Raw genomic sequence first — 15,551 nt, 5'->3', positions numbered from 1 at the left:
GTCCAAACTTTGGGGTGCACATCATTCGAATCTCCCTCACTCTCATGCCCGACAATTTATTTGTTGCAGCATGCATCTTCAGCTTTCTCGGCGCAGCACGACTTGGTCGAATCGCACTTCTCGGCGCAGCAGGATTTGGTCGAGTCACATGCCTCGGCATCGCACTTCGCGTCGCAGCCGGCGCAAGCCGAAGCTTCGGTCGCAGCAGCGGCAGCCCCGCTCTCGGCAGCCTTCTTGTTCGAATTACCGCAGCAGCTTACCATTGCTACGGCAGCCATGACGACAACAAAAGAAAAAATCTTTTTCATAAGCGTTAAAGGTTTAATTATTAGTTATTCTGTAACGTCGCAAAGATATATATTCGTAAGAATATTGCAAATAAAAATTTCCGATATTTTCAAGGCGTGCGTATGTTGTTGGCAAGCAGGGGCATAGGCTGCACGCAGACCGTGCCACGCGCCGAAAACGGAGCAGGGAATCCAACCTTTCAGTTCAAAAGGTCTGCCATGGAGAACTCCTCGCTCTTCACGAATGCCTTGGGGAATGTCGATGCGATCTTACCCTTCAGGATGATGGCCTCCTCCGCCGTCAGGCAGTTTCCCACCACGACCTTGAAATAGGGATTCTCGTATACCGGGTATACCATGATCCCGGGATAGGTCTCCTTGAAAAGGGCTTCCGCGGCAAAGGCCCCGGCGCGGGCATCCTGCCCGTTGTCGAAGAAGATGCAGACCCTGTAACCGCGCAGCCGCAGGCGCTGCCCTCCGCGCGAAGCGTCGTCGACAGCCTTCTCCGCATCGCCGTACTCGGTAACGGTGACCCTGGCCGTGCCGAACGCAGCGTCGGAGACCACCGGGGCGGCCAGGCGCTCCTTGAAGGCATCGAGCGACTGCGCCCGCAGCGGAGCGAAAGCCGCCGCGGCGAAAATCACCGCTATGAAAGTCGTCAGTCTGCGCATTACTCGTCCAGATAGTTTTTCACGTCCTGCAAGGACAGCCCAAAGATATTCAAAAATTCCGACAACGGCACCATCTCTTCCGAATTTTTTACCGAAGCCGGCCCCCCGCGCCCCTCGACCGCAAACGAAACGGCGACCTGCGAAATATCGTCCTCGCGGATTTTTTTCACCATCACGTAATAGGCCATCGGGTCGGTAGTTCTCACGCGCCACAGCGACGTAAAACTTCCGGTCGTCCGGCGCGGCACCTCGACACGGCCGTGGAGGATGATGCTCATCACGCGGCTCCCGGCGTAGAAGAGATCGACCTTCGCACGCTCCAGCACCAGTTTGTACCCCGTGCCGTTCTTCACGCGCACTACGGCCTCGGCGCCGCCCATCCCCTTGCGTTCGACCTTTTCGACCGCTTCCAGACGGATATTGCGCCGGGCCTTCTCGACCGCCCGGCGGCACGAAACCATCGGCAGCACCATCGCCGTGAGCAATATGCAGTATAACCATTTCCTCATCGCTGGCCGGTATATATCTGCGCGATCCCGAAACTCTGGCTCCGGGCCCGGCAGCCGCGGAACCCCGCCCGCTCCATCATGGACATGAACTCCGCGGGCGCAGGGAACTCCCCGACCGAGGCAGGCAGGTATTCGTAGGCACGTTTGTCCTTGGACACCATGCCGCCGATGCGCGGCAGTATCTTATAGGTATAGAACTCGTACAGCACCCGGAACAGCCGGTTGCGGGGACGCGAGAACTCCAGTATAACGACCTTGCCCCCGGGTTTTATTGTGCGGGCCATCTCGCGCAGGCCGGCCTCCAGGTCGCCGAAGTTGCGCACGCCGAACGCTACGGTCACCACGTCGACCGAAGCGTCCGAGACTCGCAGGTGCTCCGCGTCGCCCACATCGAGCACGACCCGCTCGTCGAGGCCGCGGGCGGCGACCTTGCAACGCGCCACGTCGAGCATCTTTTCCGAGAGGTCGACGCCCAGCACGTGCACGTCCCGTATGCGGCGTGCCATCTCGATCGCCAGGTCGCCCGTTCCGGTCGCCACGTCCAGGATACGGTGCGGGCGGCTGCGGCGCACGATGCGCACCACGCGGCGGCGCCAGATGCGGTCGATGTTCATCGAGAGCGTATGGTTCAGCAGGTCGTATTTGGGTGCGATGTTGTCGAACATTTCGCGCACCTCCTCCTTCTTGGTCTGTCCGATGTTATAGGGTTTCACGGTCATTCGTAACGGATTGATTCGTCGGGTTTCACGGTCGATACTATATAGGTCGGCACCACGAGCAGCGCGACGATCGCCGCCACGGCACCGGCATTCAGCGCCAGCCACCAGCCCCACCCCAGCGAAATAGGGACTTCGGAGAGCAGATACCCCTCGGAGCTAAGCCGCACGACATGGAAATACCGCTGCACGAAGCACAGCCCCAGCCCCACAGCATTCCCCCACGCCAGGCCGCGCAGGGTGATGAACGACGCCCGCCACAGGAACACCTGCCGCAGCTGGCCGTTGCGCATGCCGAAGGCCTTGAGCAGGCCGATCATCCGCGTGCGTTCGAGCACGAGGATCAGCAGCGCCGAGGTCATGTTGAAAAAAGCCACCACGAGCATGATGACGATTATCACGGCGGCATTCACGTCGTGCGCCTTGAGCCAGTCGAAGATGCTGGCATAAAGTTCCGTCACGCTCGTGACGGCCAGGTTCGCCGTGGCGTCGTCCTCGTCGTAGAGGAGCGTATGCCCCAGCCTGCGGGCGAAATCGTCCGCCCCGGCCAGGTCGTCGGTAAAGACCTCGTATCCCGAAATCTCGTCCGGCGCCCAGTCCGAGAGGCGCTGCACGTTGCGCAGGTCGGTCAGGATGACCGTGTTGTCCATCTCGTCCATCCCCGACGAGTAAATCCCCGCCACCTTGAACCGGTCGCGGCGCGGCGTGTCGCCGGCCTCGACGAAGAGCATCTCCACACGGTCGCCCACGCCGAGCATCAGCCGGTCGGCCAGGCTGCGCGAAAGCAGGATGTCCTTCGTGCGGATCGAATCCCCCACGCGGGGCAAATCCCCGTCGACGAGCCATCCGCGGAAGGCCGACCAGTCATAGGCCGTATCCACCCCCTTGAGCATCACCTCGCCCACGGCGTCGGCCGTACGGACGATGCCACCCTTGACGGCATACGGAGCCATCGAAGCGAATCCCCGGGTCGAGCGGATCAGCCCTTCGGTGCGGGCGCTGCGGCGCACGGGCTCCGAATCGAGCGTCCCGACACCCCGCACGTCGGTCACGACGGTATGCGCCGCAAAGGCCGTTACCTTGCGTGCCACCTCGTGCTTGAACCCCATGATCACGGCCATGGCCAGGATCATCACTGCCACGCTCAACGCCACGGAAATCACGGCGATACGCTCCATCACCCCGGGTTTGTTATCCGGGGTGTGCTGCGCCGTCCGGCGGGCGATGAAAAAGGCAAGGTTCACGGCTGCTGATTTTGCTGGAAAATTTATGCAAAGAAACACAATTATTTCGTATTTTTGTCCGAAATAACCCAATTAATTGGAAGCCCCGCTTCGTGCAGGCGGGATCCGGGGGGGGGCACGGACACGAAACCCGGCGGTTCCGGAAACAGCCGGGGGCAAACCGGCCACCCCCAAGGGACGGCTTCCGACATGGGGCGACACAAACATATTCACGTTATTCGGATGAAAAAACAGGCTTTGGTCACAGGGGCCACATCGGGCATTGGACGCGCCACGGCGCTCCGGCTCGCGGCGGAAGGCTACAACATCATAGCGACGGGACGGCGCAGCGAAAGGCTCGAAACGCTCCGCCGCGAAATCGAGGCGGCAGGCGGCCGCTGCACGACGCTCACGTTCGACGTCCGCAGCGAAGAGGCCGTGCGCCGCAACCTCGAACCGCTCGGGCGCGTCGACCTGCTGGTCAACAACGCCGGGCTTGCGGCCGGGCTCGAACACATCGACAAGGGGGAGACGGCCGACTGGGACGCCATGATCGACACCAACGTCAAGGGGCTGCTTTATGTCACGCGCGTCATCACCCCCAAGATGGTGGCCGCAGGCGGCGGACACGTCTTCAACATCGGGTCGATCGCCGGCACGGAACCCTACGAGAACGGCGCCGTATACTGCGCTTCGAAGCACGCCGTGCACGCCATCTCGCAGGCCATGCGCGCCGACCTGCTCGCCAGCGGCATCAAGGTGACGGAGATCCGTCCGGGCATGGTCGAGACGGAGTTCTCCGAGGTGCGCTTCCACGGCGACAAGGAGCGCGCCGACCGGGTTTACGACGGCGTCGAGCCGCTCACCGGCGAAGACATCGCCGAGGCAATCGCATGGGCGGCACAATTACCGGCCCATATGACCGTTAATGAAATGGTACTGATGCCCTCACAGCAGGCGGGCGCATATTACACACACAGAAAAAACTAAACGACTATGACACACATGCTTTTCACCCTGCTCCAGGCAGGATACTACGCCGAACCGGCCTCCGGTGCGGCACACTATTCGGCGGCGACGATGGGAATGTTCGTCCTGATCATCGTCATCGGTATCGCCGGCTATGCCGTGCAGGCACGCCTGCAATCGGTCTTCCGCAAATATTCGAAGGTACAGTTCCCCGGCGGCCTCACGGGCGCCGAGGTGGCCGAGAAGATGCTCCGCGACAACAACATCCATAACGTCAAGGTGACGCACGTGGGCGGAAACCTGACCGACCACTTCAACCCGCAGACGATGACCGTCAACCTGAGCGACAGCGTCTATTCGTCGACGAGCGTCGCAGCGGCAGCCGTGGCGGCGCACGAGTGCGGGCACGCCGTGCAACATGCCCGGGGCTACGCCCCCCTGACGCTGCGCTCGCAGTTGGTACCCATCGTGCAGTTCTCCTCGACCGCAGCCACGTGGGTCATCATCCTCGGACTGGTGATCCTCGCCACGACGCAGAACGAACTGCTGTGCTGGATCGGCGTGGGGCTGATCGCCATGTCGGCGGTCTTCTCGCTGGTGACGCTGCCCGTCGAATACAACGCCTCGGCACGCGCGCTGGAATGGCTGCAGGTCAGCCGCACGATGCAGGGCGCACAGCTCGCGCAAGCCCGGGAAGCCCTCTCATGGGCAGCGCGCACCTACCTCGTAGCAGCTCTCAGCGCCATCGCCTCGGTGCTTTACTACGTCTTCCTGATCCTCGGGCGACGCGACTAAACGGCCGATGAATACCCCCGAAAAAGACTACTCCCACCGGGGATGGATCGCGGCCCTGGCGCTGATCGCAGTGCTTGGGGCCGTGAGTTTTATCCCCCCGCAAAGCCTCGGCGGCGTCAAGCTCCGCCGGGCCAACATCCTGTCGGACATCCTGTCGTTCGAGGACGCCGCGGCGGAAGCCGCCGAACCGGCGCTCTTCGACGAGGACGATTTCCACGTCGACATGGCACAGGTCGCCCGGCGCATCGAGGCCGAGCGCATCGAAGCGGACACAGCGCCCCGCCCCGTGCAAACCATCTTCGAATGGCTGCTGCGGCAAGACAGCTCCGGCCGCAGGGCGGTAGTCCCCGACACGGTGCGGCTCAACCCGGCGCTCGTGGCGATCGAGCAGTTCGCCCCGGCCGATTCGGGACGTCTCAGGGCATTCTACGACACGCTGCTCTATGCCCGCCGTCCGGTGCGCATCGCCGTACTGGGCGACTCGTTCATCGAGGGCGACATCCTCACGGCCGACCTGCGCGAGAAGCTGCAACAGGCCTACGGCGGGGGCGGCGCGGGCTTCGCCCCGATGGCATCGCCCCTGACGGCCTTCCGGCGCACGATCAAAACCCAGTCGAAAGGCTGGACGGCATACAACATCATGCAGCGCAAAGCGGCGCCCCAGAACCTGCGCGGGCACTTCTTCGTCTCGGGCTGGGTGTGCCAGCCCTCGGAGGGCGCCTCCACGCGGTGGGAAAACACCGACTACCGGCAGCGGCTCGACTCCTGCACCGCGGCACGGGTGTTCTTCATCAGCCCCGGCGACAGCCGCATCGAACTGACGCTCAACGATTCGCTCCGCCGCGAATTCGAGGTCGAAGGAGCCGCCGCCGTCCGGCAGGTCACGGTCACGGCGCCCCATATCCGTTCGCTGGCATTCAAGGTGAACTCCGGGACGGAAGGGTTCATCGGCTACGGCGCCGTCTTCGAAGCCGACGGCGTCGTGGTCGACAACTACTCGGTGCGCAGCAACAACGGGCAGGCGATGTTCTGGACGAACCCGTCGGTCAACGCGCAGGTCAACGACCTGGCGGGTTACGACCTGGTGATCCTGCAATACGGGCTCAACATCATGCAAACGGGGGTGCACAACTACACCAACTACGCCCGACAGATCGAGAAAATGGTCGTCTACGTACAGCAGTGCTTCCCCACGGCGGCCGTGCTGGTACTGGGCGTAAGCGACCGTTCGGTGAAGACCGACACAGGCTTCGAACCCATGGACGCCATCCCCTACATGCTCGACTACCAGCGCGGGGCTGCGGAAAACACGGGCGCGGCATTCTGGCCGACCTGCGACGCCATGCGTTCGCTGGGCGGCATGGAACAGTTCGTCGCCAACGGCTGGGCCGGCAAGGACTACACGCACATCAACTACGCCGGCGGGCGCCGCGTGGCCTGGTCGCTCGTCGATGCGATCAACGCCGGGGCGTACGAAGCCCATGCCGCCGCTGAAGCCGCACGCATCCGCCGCCAGGCCGAGCAGGCCGTACTCGACAGCACCAGGCTGCTGAAGATCGACCGGGAGATGCTGCCCGTCCGTGCAATCGAAAACCTCAACGCACCCCGGAAATGACACTCCCCGCAACGGACGGCATCCTGGAAAAACTGCAGGCGCTGCTCGCGTACGACGCCTCTTCGCCGCTGATTTTCAGCAGCGGGCTGTTCCTGTTCCTCTTCGCCGGGTTCATGCTCATATACAATGCTTTCCGCCGTGCGCCAATGGCCCGTATCGTCTACGTCATCCTTTTTTCGCTCTATTTCTACTACAAATCAAGCGGCATCTATTTCCTGCTGCTCATCTTCGCCGCCACGAGCGACTTCCTGATCGCGCAGGGCATCTACCGCGTGCGGAGCCGCGCCGCGAAACGGTGGCTCGTCGTACTGAGCGTCATGGTGAACCTCGGGATGCTGGGATATTTCAAATACACCAACTTCCTGGTCGACATCGCCAACCAGATGTTCGGGCAGGGGTTCCTCCAATTCCAGAACATCTTCCTGCCGGTCGGCATCTCGTTCTTCGTGTTCCAGTCGATGAGCTACACGATCGACATCTACCGCGGGCAGCTCAAACCGCTCGGCAACTGGTGCGACTACCTTTTCTACCTCTCGTTCTTCCCCCAGCTGGTCGCAGGCCCGATCGTCCGGGCCCGGGACTTCATCCCCCAGATCCGCCGCAACCCGGTCGTCGTGACGCGCGAAATGTTCGGCACGGGAGTCTTCCTGATCCTTACGGGACTCTTCAAGAAGGCGATCATTTCAGACTACATCTCGCTCAATTTCGTCGACCGCATCTTCGACGAGCCGCTGCTCTATTCGGGCTTCGAGTGCCTGGCGGGCATCTACGGCTATGCCTTGCAGATCTACTGCGATTTCTCGGGCTATTCCGACATGGCGATCGGCATCGCCCTGCTGCTGGGCTTCCGCTTTCCCAAGAACTTCGACGCCCCGTACAAGTCGGCCACCATCACCGAATTCTGGCGCAGGTGGCATATCTCGCTCTCCTCGTGGCTGCGCGATTACCTCTACATCTCGCTGGGCGGCAACCGCAAAGGCAAACTGCGCACCTACGGCAACCTGCTCGTCACGATGGTGCTGGGTGGGTTGTGGCACGGTGCGGCGATCCGTTTCATCCTCTGGGGCACGCTGCATGGCGTAGCGCTGGCGCTGCATAAACTGTGGATGGCCGTCGTCCCGGGGGCCAAGGCCACCGGGGCGCAGATGCACTGGTGGAGCCGTGCGGCGGGCGTCTTCTTCACGTTCAACCTCGTCTGCCTGGGCTGGCTGATGTTCCGCGCCGAGTCGATGCAGACCGTCGAACTGATGCTGCACCAGATCTTCTCCAACTTCAACGTCCCAATGATCCCGCAGGTCATCGCGGGCTACGCGGGTGTCTTCGCCCTGATCGGTGCGGGCTACCTGCTCCATCTCATGCCGGGCTGCGTCGACCGCGCGGCACAGCGCCTGGTAGCCAACGCCCCGCTGGTGTTGCAGGTCGTGATGGCCGCCGCGATGATCTGGTGCGTGATGCAGATCAAATCGAGCGACATACAACCGTTCATCTACTTTCAGTTTTAAAATGCGTATGACGGCCGCCTTGCATCCCGGTATGTTCTTCCCGCGGCCGACGGCCGTGTTTGCAAGTCTGGCCCCACCCCAAGCCCCTGCTGAGGGAAAGCTTCCCGCAATGCGGCAAAAACAGCCCACAGCCATTTACGACAAATCCATCGACCCATGTATACTTTCGACCACGGCCTGTTCATGGCCCTCAATTTCGACGGCGGCACGGCCCTCGACCGCGTGATGCTCACCATCTCGGGCACGGCGATGTGGCTGCCGCTCTATGCATTGATCCTGTGGCTGGTATGGCGCCGCAGCGGCTGGCGTGGCATGCTGATCTTCCTGGTACTGATGCTTCTCGCCCTGGGGCTGTCGGACATAGTTTCGGGCATCTTCAAGCATAACGGCCTGCTGGGCGACATGCTGCCGCAGTTCGAACCGCGCCCGCGGCCGATGTTCACCCCCTCGCTCGAAGGGCTGGAGATCACGCCCGATTCGCTGCGCGCCCTGCGCCGTGCGGCAATGCCGCATGATTGGGCAGTGCACGTCCCGCCCGAGGCCGTAAGCAGCATGTACGGCACCGTCTCGGCGCACGCGGCCACGATCGTCGCGCTGGCCGTACTCTCGTGCGGTGCGATCCGCCGCAAGTGGTTCACCGCCCTGATGGTCGTCTGCACCCTCGTCATCTGCTATTCGCGCATCTACCTGGGCAAGCATTTCCCGATGGATATCGTATGGGGCACGCTCGTCGGCCTGGGACTGGGCTACGCCGCCCTGCGGGGCTACCTCAGGCTGGCACAGAGCCGGAACAGACGATTCACCCACCCCGGCTGAAGCATATTTGCGCAGAATTTATTAACTTTGCACGGTCAATAGTCCAAACATTCAAAAACACAAGATATGAGCATCGAACTCAGTGAACAGGAACAGCTCCGGAGGCAGTCGCTTGCAGCCCTGCGCGAGCTCGGCATCGACCCCTATCCCGCCGCCCGCTATGAAGTGACGGCCACGGCACGGGAGATCGCCGACAACTACGACGAGGCCCGAGGCAACTACCAGGACATTCGCATCGCAGGCCGCATCATGTCGCGCCGCATCATGGGCAGCGCCTCGTTCTTCGAATTGCAGGATCACACGGGCCGCATCCAGGTCTACATCCGCCGCGACGACGTCTGCCCCGAAGGAGACCCCACGCTATACAACACGGTGTTCAAGAAACTGCTCGACATCGGCGATTTCATCGGCGTCGAGGGCTTCGCGTTCCACACCAACACGGGCGAACTGTCGGTGCACTGCCGCAAGTTCACGGTGCTCTCGAAGTCGATCCGCCCGCTGCCCGTCGTCAAGGCCAAGGACGGCCAGACGTTCGACGCCTTCACCGACCCCGAAGTCCGCTACCGCCAGCGCTACGTCGACCTGGTGGTGAACCCGCAGGTGCGCGACGTATTCGTCCGGCGCGCCAAGATCGTCGCCACGATGCGCCAGTTCTTCAACGAGCGCGGCTACGTCGAGGTGGAGACCCCGATCCTGCAGCCGATTCCGGGCGGCGCCTCGGCACGCCCGTTCATCACGCACCACAATGCGCTCGACATCGACCAGTACCTGCGCATCGCCAGTGAGCTGTACCTCAAGAAACTGATCGTCGGCGGATTCGACGGCGTATACGAGTTCGGCAAGAATTTCCGCAACGAGGGCATGGATCGCACGCACAACCCCGAATTCACCGTCATGGAGATTTACGTGGCCTACAAGGACTACCTCTGGATGATGGAGTTCACCGAGCAGATGCTCGAACGGGTGGCCGTGGCCGTGAACGGCACGACGGAGCTGACGCTCGACGGCAAGCAGATCTCGTTCAAGGCACCGTTCCGCCGCCTGACGATGACCGACGCCATCCGCGAGAAAACGGGCTACGACATCACGGGGCAGAGCGAGGAGCAGCTCCGCGAAGCCTGCAAGCGCCTCGGCGTCGAAATCGACGACACGATGGGCAAGGGCAAGCTGATCGACGCCATCTTCGGGCAGTACTGCGAGGAGGAGTTGATCCAGCCCACGTTCGTGTGCGATTACCCGCGCGAAATGTCGCCGCTCTGCAAGCGCCACCGCTCGAACCCCGACCTCACGGAACGTTTCGAACTGTTCGTGAACGGCAAGGAGCTGTGCAACGCCTACTCGGAGCTCAACGACCCGATCGACCAGCTGGAACGCTTCCAGGAACAGTTGCGGCTGAGCGAAAAGGGCGACGACGAGGCCATGTTCATCGACATGGATTTCGTACGCGCACTGGAATACGGCATGCCGTCGTGCTCGGGCATGGGCATAGGCATCGACCGCCTCACGATGTTCATGACCGACCAGGCTTCGATCCAGGACGTGCTCTTCTTCCCGCAGATGCGCCCCGAAAAAAAGGTCGTGAACGACCCCGTGGAGAAATACACCGCCGCCGGCATCCCCGAAGAGTGGGTGCCCGTGATCCAGAAAATGGGGTACATCACGGTCGAGGCCTTGAAGAAACTCGCCCCGGGCAAGTTCTTCAACGACCTGTGCGGCTTCAACAAAAAGAACAAGCTCGGCCTGAAGGCCCCCTCGATCGAGGAGGTCAAAAAATGGTGCGAGGAATAACGTGACAATTCGGATTTTAACAATAAAAACCTAAGAAAATGAGAAAGAAAATTGTTGCCGGCAACTGGAAGATGAATACGCTTCCCGCCGAAGGTGTAGAACTGGCCAAAGGCATCGCAGCCGGCCGCGGCGAGGTATGCTCGTGCGTCAACTTCATCGTGTGCCCCCCCTTCACGCACCTTTCGCAGGTCGCCGAGGCACTCAAGGGTTCGGACATCGCCCTCGGGGCACAGGACTGCGCCACGGAGGCCAAAGGCGCCTATACGGGCGAGATCGCCGCTTCGATGATCGCGGCGCTGGGTTGCAAATACGTGATCCTCGGCCACTCGGAGCGCCGCCAGTACTACGGCGAAACCTCCGCTACGCTCAACAAGAAGATGGCGCAGGCTTACGCCAACGGCCTGACCCCGATCTACTGCGTAGGCGAGAACCTCGAAGAGCGTGAGGCCGGCAAACACTTCGACGTGGTGAAGGCCCAGATCGAGGAGGTGGTTTACAACCTCACCGAAGAGGAGTACAAGAACCTCGTGATCGCATACGAGCCCGTATGGGCTATCGGCACCGGCAAGACCGCCTCGGCCGAGCAGGCACAGGAAATCCACGCTTACATCCGCCAGGTGCTGGCAGCCAAATTCGGCGCGGCAGCACAGGATACCGCCATCCTCTACGGCGGTTCGTGCAAGCCCTCGAACGCACCGGAGCTCTTCGCCAAGGAAGACGTCGACGGCGGCCTGATCGGCGGCGCAGCCCTCAAGGCCGAGGATTTCCTTGGCATCGGCAAAGGCTTTGCGAAATAAACCGACTCCGACACACAGAACGAATCCCCGGAACGTTGCATGTTCCGGGGATTTTTTCAAACTTTCCTTGAAAACCATTGGCCCGCACGAAGCCGGAAGAGGGATATGAAAGCGGAAAGTCCCGATAAGGGCACCATTGCCCAAGTCTATCTGCTCCGCCCGGTACTCCCGCACCTCCGGACACGGATACCCAAGGTCGAAAACATAAAGATGCCGGTCGCCTACGGGATCGAAAAGCCCAGGTTCGTCCGTCCGAACCGGCAGGCAACCGCCCTCCCCGGCAAACAAGCAACCGATACCCGGCCAAAAAGCAGGGCTGACGACAAGCCCCGGCATCCCGGACAAAAAAAGGGACGACCCACATCGGGGTCGTCCCTTTTTCTGACAGCAGACGCGAATTTACATCTTCTTGCCTACGTTGGTTTTCTTGGCAACCTTCGGGGCTGCAACCTTGGCAGACTTCGGAGCCGCGGGCTTCGCAGCCTTCGGAGCGGCAGCCTTTTTAGGTGCGGCCTTCTTGGCTTCGCCTTCCACGACCGTAGCCTCCTCGACCGCATCGGTCTTCTTGGCTGCGGGCTTGCGCGAACGGCGCGTCTTGGGCTTGGCTTCGGCAGCAGCTGCGGGAGCGATGCCCAGCGTGTAAGCGTCGTTGAAGTCAACGAACTCGATGATGCACATGTCGGCAGCATCGCCCAGACGGAAGCCGGTCTTCAGGATGCGGGTATAGCCGCCCGGACGCTCGGCGATCTTCGGAGCGATGGTGCGGAACAACTCGGTTACGGCCTCTTTCTGCTTGAGGTACGAGAAGACGATGCGGCGCGAGTGCGTCGAGTCATCCTTCGACTTGGTCACCAGCGGTTCGATGAACTGGCGAACGGCCTTGGCTTTGGCAACGGTAGTCTCGATACGCTTGTGCAGGATGAGCGACGAAGCCATATTCGACATCAACGCTTTACGGTGTCCTGCCTGGCGGCCAAGGTGGTTGAAATTCTTATTGTGTCTCATAATTAATCTTTGTCAAGTTTGTAGATTGATACGTCCATACCGAACTTCAGGTTGAGCGAGGTCAGCAGCTCGTCGAGCTCCGTGAGCGATTTCTTACCGAAGTTGCGGAACTTCAGCAGGTCGTTGCGGTTGAGCTTCACGAGATCCCCCACGGTGTCCACGTCGGCGGCTTTCAGGCAGTTCAGGGCGCGGACGCTCAGATCCTGATCCGAAAGCTTGGTCTTCAGCAGCTGGCGCATGTGGAGTACATCCTCATCGAACTCTTCGGTACCGTTGGTATCCTCCATGTTGACGGTGATCTTCTCGTCGGAGAAGAGCATGAAGTGCTGGATAAGGATCTTTGCAGCCTCTTTCAGAGCCTCTTTGGGGTGAATCGACCCGTCGGTAGTAATCTCCAGGTTCAACTTCTCGTAGTCGGTCTTCTGCTCGACACGGTAGTTGTCGATGGAATACTTTACGTTCTTGATCGGCGTGAAGATCGAGTCGATCGGGAGGGTGCCGAACTCGCACTCGGCGGGGGTATTCTCCTCTGCCGAAACGTAGCCGCGCCCCTTGCCGATCGTGAGGGTCATCTGCATCTTCGTGCCGGGCGCGAGGTGGCAGATCACCAGATCGGGGTTCAACACCTTGAAGAACGAAAGGTAATTTGAAATATATCCGGCAGTCAGCTCCGTCACACCCGCAACGTTAATGGAAACCTTTTCGGCATCCTGATTATCGACTGTGCGGATAAAACGAACCTGCTTCAGATTGAGGATGATGTTCAACATATCCTCCATCACGCCGGGGATAGCGGCAAACTCGTGGTCGACACCGGCTACCTTGACAGTCGTGATTGCGTAACCCTCGAGCGAGGAGAGCAGAATACGACGCAAAGCGTTACCGACAGTCATACCGAACCCGGGCTCCAGCGGTCGGAATTCGAACTTTCCGAACGACGAAGTGGATTCAAGCATAATAACCTTTTCAGGTTTCTGGAATGCTAATATTGCCATAATATATTCAGTTTGTTTGATTACTACTTCGAGTACAACTCGACGATGAGCTGCTCCTTGATGTTCTCGGGGATCTCCTCGCGCTCGGGCTTCTGCAGGAACTTGCCGCTCATCGAGGCATTGTCCCACTCAAGCCAAGCATAGCGGCTCTTCGAACCGCCGGCCAGAGATGCCGAGATCACTTCCAGGCTCTTCGACTTCTCGCGAACGGACACCACGTCACCCGCACGCAGCGAGTACGAGGGGATGTTCACGACGCTGCCATTCACGCAGATGTGGCAGTGCGAAACGAGCTGGCGGGCAGCTGCACGCGTCGGGGCGATACCCAAGCGGTAAACAACATTGTCCAGGCGGCATTCGAGCAGCTTCAGCAGGTTCTCGCCCGTGATACCGCCCATACGCGCAGCCTGATCGTAGGTACGTGCGAACTGCTTCTCGAGCAGGCCGTACGTATACTTTGCCTTCTGCTTCTCGCTCAACTGCGTGCCGTACTCCGACACCTTCTTGCGCTTACGCGCCAGACCGTGCTGTCCGGGAGGAAAGTTGCGTTTCTCAAGCACCTTGTCCGCCCCGTAAATAGCTTCGCCGAACTTTCTGGCGATCTTCGATTTTGGTCCTATGTATTTTCCCATTGTTCTGACTTTTTTAAAACCTTAGAAATATTCCTTACCACGACACCGATTATACGCGGCGGCGGTTAGGAGCACGGCAACCGTTGTGCGGCAGCGGCGTAACGTCGATGATCTCCATCACCTCGATACCGGCGCCGTGGATGGTACGCACGGCCGACTCACGACCGGCACCCGGGCCCTTGACATACACTTTTACCTTGCGCAGGCCCATATCGTAAGCGACCTTTGCGCAGTCGGCCGAAGCGGTCTGTGCGGCATACGGAGTATTCTTCTTCGAACCACGGAAACCCATCTTACCGGCCGAAGACCAGCTGATGACGTCACCCACCTCGTTGGTGATGGTGATGATCACGTTGTTGAAAGTGGAGTGAACATAGGCATTGCCCAGGGCACCGACCTTAACAACCTTTTTCTTAACTGTTCCAGTTTTCTTTGCCATAATTCTCTAAAGATTACTTTGTTGCCTTTTTCTTGTTTGCGACAGTCTTCTTGCGGCCCTTGCGGGTGCGTGCGTTGTTCTTGGTCGACTGACCACGAACGGGAAGACCCAGGCGGTGACGGATGCCGCGGTAACAGCCGATATCCATCAGACGCTTGATGTTGAGCTGGACGGCCGAACGGCATTCGCCCTCGACTTTGATACCCAGATCAGCGATCGTCGAACGGATCGCACCGACCTGGTCGTCCGACCAATCCTGGACTTTGAGGTCGTAGCTGATGCCAGCGACCTCGAGAATCTTGCGGGCCGTCGAACGACCGATACCGTAGATATAGGTCAGGCCGATCTCGCCCCTCTTATTTTTTGGTAAATCTACACCGACTATACGTGCCATATAAAATCTTTTTCTTTTTTACTAAACCGTTTAAACATTACCCTTGGCGCATTTTAAACTTGGGATTCTTCTTGCAAATGACGTAGAGTTTCCCCTTACGCTTCACAATCTTGCAATCCTCGCTTCTTTTCTTGATGGATGCTTTTACTTTCATGATTTTCAAGCAATCTAATGTTATTTGTACCGGAAAGATATACGCCCCTTCGTCAGGTCATAGGGCGTCATCTCCACTTTTACCTTATCCCCGGGAAGGATCTTGATGTAGTGCATACGCATCTTCCCCGAGATGTGGGCGGTGAGCACGTGGCCGTTGTCCAGCTCGACGCGGAACATCGCGTTGGACAGGGCTTCGATAATCGTACCGTCCCTTTCAATAGCAGCCTGTTTTGCCATAGAGT

Annotated in this window: 19 protein-coding genes; 7 read left to right on the top strand and 12 right to left on the bottom strand. The window is 60.0% G+C overall.

Translation table 11 applies throughout. The features are described from left to right. Nucleotides 1-56: 56 nt before the first annotated feature. From B3C38_RS02275 to B3C38_RS02255, 5 genes are all read right to left on the bottom strand, one after another. The gene (locus B3C38_RS02275) at nucleotides 57-308 is read right to left on the bottom strand and encodes a hypothetical protein (RefSeq protein WP_022332144.1); all 252 of its coding nucleotides are present in this window, start codon (nucleotides 306-308) and stop codon (nucleotides 57-59) included. 179 nt (nucleotides 309-487) lie between these two features. Next, nucleotides 488-958, bottom strand: coding sequence for a hypothetical protein (locus tag B3C38_RS02270; RefSeq protein WP_022332143.1), 471 nt, complete (start codon nucleotides 956-958; stop codon nucleotides 488-490). Next, nucleotides 958-1,467, bottom strand: a complete 510-nt coding sequence (locus B3C38_RS02265) for a hypothetical protein (RefSeq protein ID WP_022332142.1) — start codon at nucleotides 1,465-1,467, stop codon at nucleotides 958-960. The genes B3C38_RS02270 and B3C38_RS02265 overlap by 1 nt, the downstream gene beginning before the upstream one ends. Further along, a complete protein-coding gene (ubiE, locus tag B3C38_RS02260; protein ID WP_286724900.1) occupies nucleotides 1,464-2,180 on the bottom strand; it encodes a bifunctional demethylmenaquinone methyltransferase/2-methoxy-6-polyprenyl-1,4-benzoquinol methylase UbiE in 717 nt (238 codons plus the stop codon). The genes B3C38_RS02265 and ubiE overlap by 4 nt, the downstream gene beginning before the upstream one ends. A 2-nt stretch (nucleotides 2,181-2,182) precedes the next feature. Further along, on the bottom strand, nucleotides 2,183-3,427 hold the full coding sequence (locus tag B3C38_RS02255) for an ABC transporter permease (RefSeq protein WP_286724894.1): 1,245 nt from the start codon (nucleotides 3,425-3,427) through the stop codon (nucleotides 2,183-2,185). A gap of 222 nt (nucleotides 3,428-3,649) precedes the next feature. Between B3C38_RS02255 and B3C38_RS02250 the strand changes: the two genes are divergently transcribed. The 7 genes from B3C38_RS02250 (at nucleotide 3,650) to tpiA (ending at nucleotide 11,688) form a co-directional block, all read left to right on the top strand. Further along, the gene (locus B3C38_RS02250) at nucleotides 3,650-4,396 is read left to right on the top strand and encodes an SDR family NAD(P)-dependent oxidoreductase (RefSeq protein WP_286724891.1); all 747 of its coding nucleotides are present in this window, start codon (nucleotides 3,650-3,652) and stop codon (nucleotides 4,394-4,396) included. Between the two features lie 6 nt (nucleotides 4,397-4,402). Continuing rightward, the gene (locus tag B3C38_RS02245; protein WP_022332138.1) at nucleotides 4,403-5,170 is read left to right on the top strand and encodes a zinc metallopeptidase; all 768 of its coding nucleotides are present in this window, start codon (nucleotides 4,403-4,405) and stop codon (nucleotides 5,168-5,170) included. 7 nt (nucleotides 5,171-5,177) lie between these two features. Further along, complete coding sequence (locus B3C38_RS02240) at nucleotides 5,178-6,785, top strand: hypothetical protein (RefSeq protein WP_286724887.1); 1,608 nt, start codon at nucleotides 5,178-5,180, stop codon at nucleotides 6,783-6,785. Beyond that, nucleotides 6,782-8,287 (top strand): MBOAT family O-acyltransferase, encoded by a 1,506-nt coding sequence (locus tag B3C38_RS02235; RefSeq protein ID WP_055203790.1) that lies wholly within the window; start codon nucleotides 6,782-6,784, stop codon nucleotides 8,285-8,287. The genes B3C38_RS02240 and B3C38_RS02235 overlap by 4 nt, the downstream gene beginning before the upstream one ends. A 156-nt stretch (nucleotides 8,288-8,443) precedes the next feature. Continuing rightward, on the top strand, nucleotides 8,444-9,103 hold the full coding sequence (locus tag B3C38_RS02230) for a phosphatase PAP2 family protein (RefSeq protein WP_286724885.1): 660 nt from the start codon (nucleotides 8,444-8,446) through the stop codon (nucleotides 9,101-9,103). A 66-nt stretch (nucleotides 9,104-9,169) separates the two neighbouring features. Then, nucleotides 9,170-10,891 carry a lysine--tRNA ligase gene (lysS, locus tag B3C38_RS02225; protein ID WP_022332134.1) on the top strand — a complete coding sequence of 574 codons (1,722 nt, stop codon included), beginning with the start codon at nucleotides 9,170-9,172 and terminating at the stop codon, nucleotides 10,889-10,891. Between the two features lie 38 nt (nucleotides 10,892-10,929). Next, nucleotides 10,930-11,688: a triose-phosphate isomerase gene (gene tpiA, locus B3C38_RS02220; RefSeq protein ID WP_022332133.1), complete on the top strand. Its 759-nt coding sequence runs from the start codon at nucleotides 10,930-10,932 to the stop codon at nucleotides 11,686-11,688. A gap of 399 nt (nucleotides 11,689-12,087) precedes the next feature. On the opposite strand, the gene rplQ is transcribed toward tpiA, so the two are convergent. The 7 genes from rplQ to infA are packed head-to-tail and all read right to left on the bottom strand — an operon-like array spanning nucleotide 12,088 to nucleotide 15,546. Beyond that, complete coding sequence (gene rplQ, locus B3C38_RS02215; RefSeq protein WP_022332132.1) at nucleotides 12,088-12,693, bottom strand: 50S ribosomal protein L17; 606 nt, start codon at nucleotides 12,691-12,693, stop codon at nucleotides 12,088-12,090. A gap of 2 nt (nucleotides 12,694-12,695) precedes the next feature. Then, nucleotides 12,696-13,688, bottom strand: coding sequence for a DNA-directed RNA polymerase subunit alpha (locus B3C38_RS02210; RefSeq protein ID WP_022332131.1), 993 nt, complete (start codon nucleotides 13,686-13,688; stop codon nucleotides 12,696-12,698). A gap of 23 nt (nucleotides 13,689-13,711) precedes the next feature. Next, on the bottom strand, nucleotides 13,712-14,320 hold the full coding sequence (gene rpsD, locus B3C38_RS02205) for a 30S ribosomal protein S4 (RefSeq protein ID WP_018696449.1): 609 nt from the start codon (nucleotides 14,318-14,320) through the stop codon (nucleotides 13,712-13,714). Between the two features lie 49 nt (nucleotides 14,321-14,369). Next, nucleotides 14,370-14,759 carry a 30S ribosomal protein S11 gene (gene rpsK, locus B3C38_RS02200; protein ID WP_022332130.1) on the bottom strand — a complete coding sequence of 130 codons (390 nt, stop codon included), beginning with the start codon at nucleotides 14,757-14,759 and terminating at the stop codon, nucleotides 14,370-14,372. 13 nt (nucleotides 14,760-14,772) lie between these two features. Further along, entirely contained in the window at nucleotides 14,773-15,153 is a 381-nt protein-coding gene (gene rpsM / locus B3C38_RS02195) for a 30S ribosomal protein S13 (protein ID WP_018696450.1), read from the bottom strand. A 37-nt stretch (nucleotides 15,154-15,190) separates the two neighbouring features. Continuing rightward, nucleotides 15,191-15,307: a type B 50S ribosomal protein L36 gene (gene ykgO, locus B3C38_RS02190; protein ID WP_010262443.1), complete on the bottom strand. Its 117-nt coding sequence runs from the start codon at nucleotides 15,305-15,307 to the stop codon at nucleotides 15,191-15,193. Between the two features lie 20 nt (nucleotides 15,308-15,327). Then, the gene (gene infA, locus B3C38_RS02185; protein WP_009597667.1) at nucleotides 15,328-15,546 is read right to left on the bottom strand and encodes a translation initiation factor IF-1; all 219 of its coding nucleotides are present in this window, start codon (nucleotides 15,544-15,546) and stop codon (nucleotides 15,328-15,330) included. Nucleotides 15,547-15,551: the final 5 nt, after the last annotated feature.

Origin of the sequence: Alistipes sp. UBA1686 (assembly GCF_002320215.1) — a bacterium.
Classification (GTDB): domain Bacteria; phylum Bacteroidota; class Bacteroidia; order Bacteroidales; family Rikenellaceae; genus Alistipes; species Alistipes onderdonkii.
This window is presented reverse-complemented; position numbering and strand designations above follow the sequence as displayed.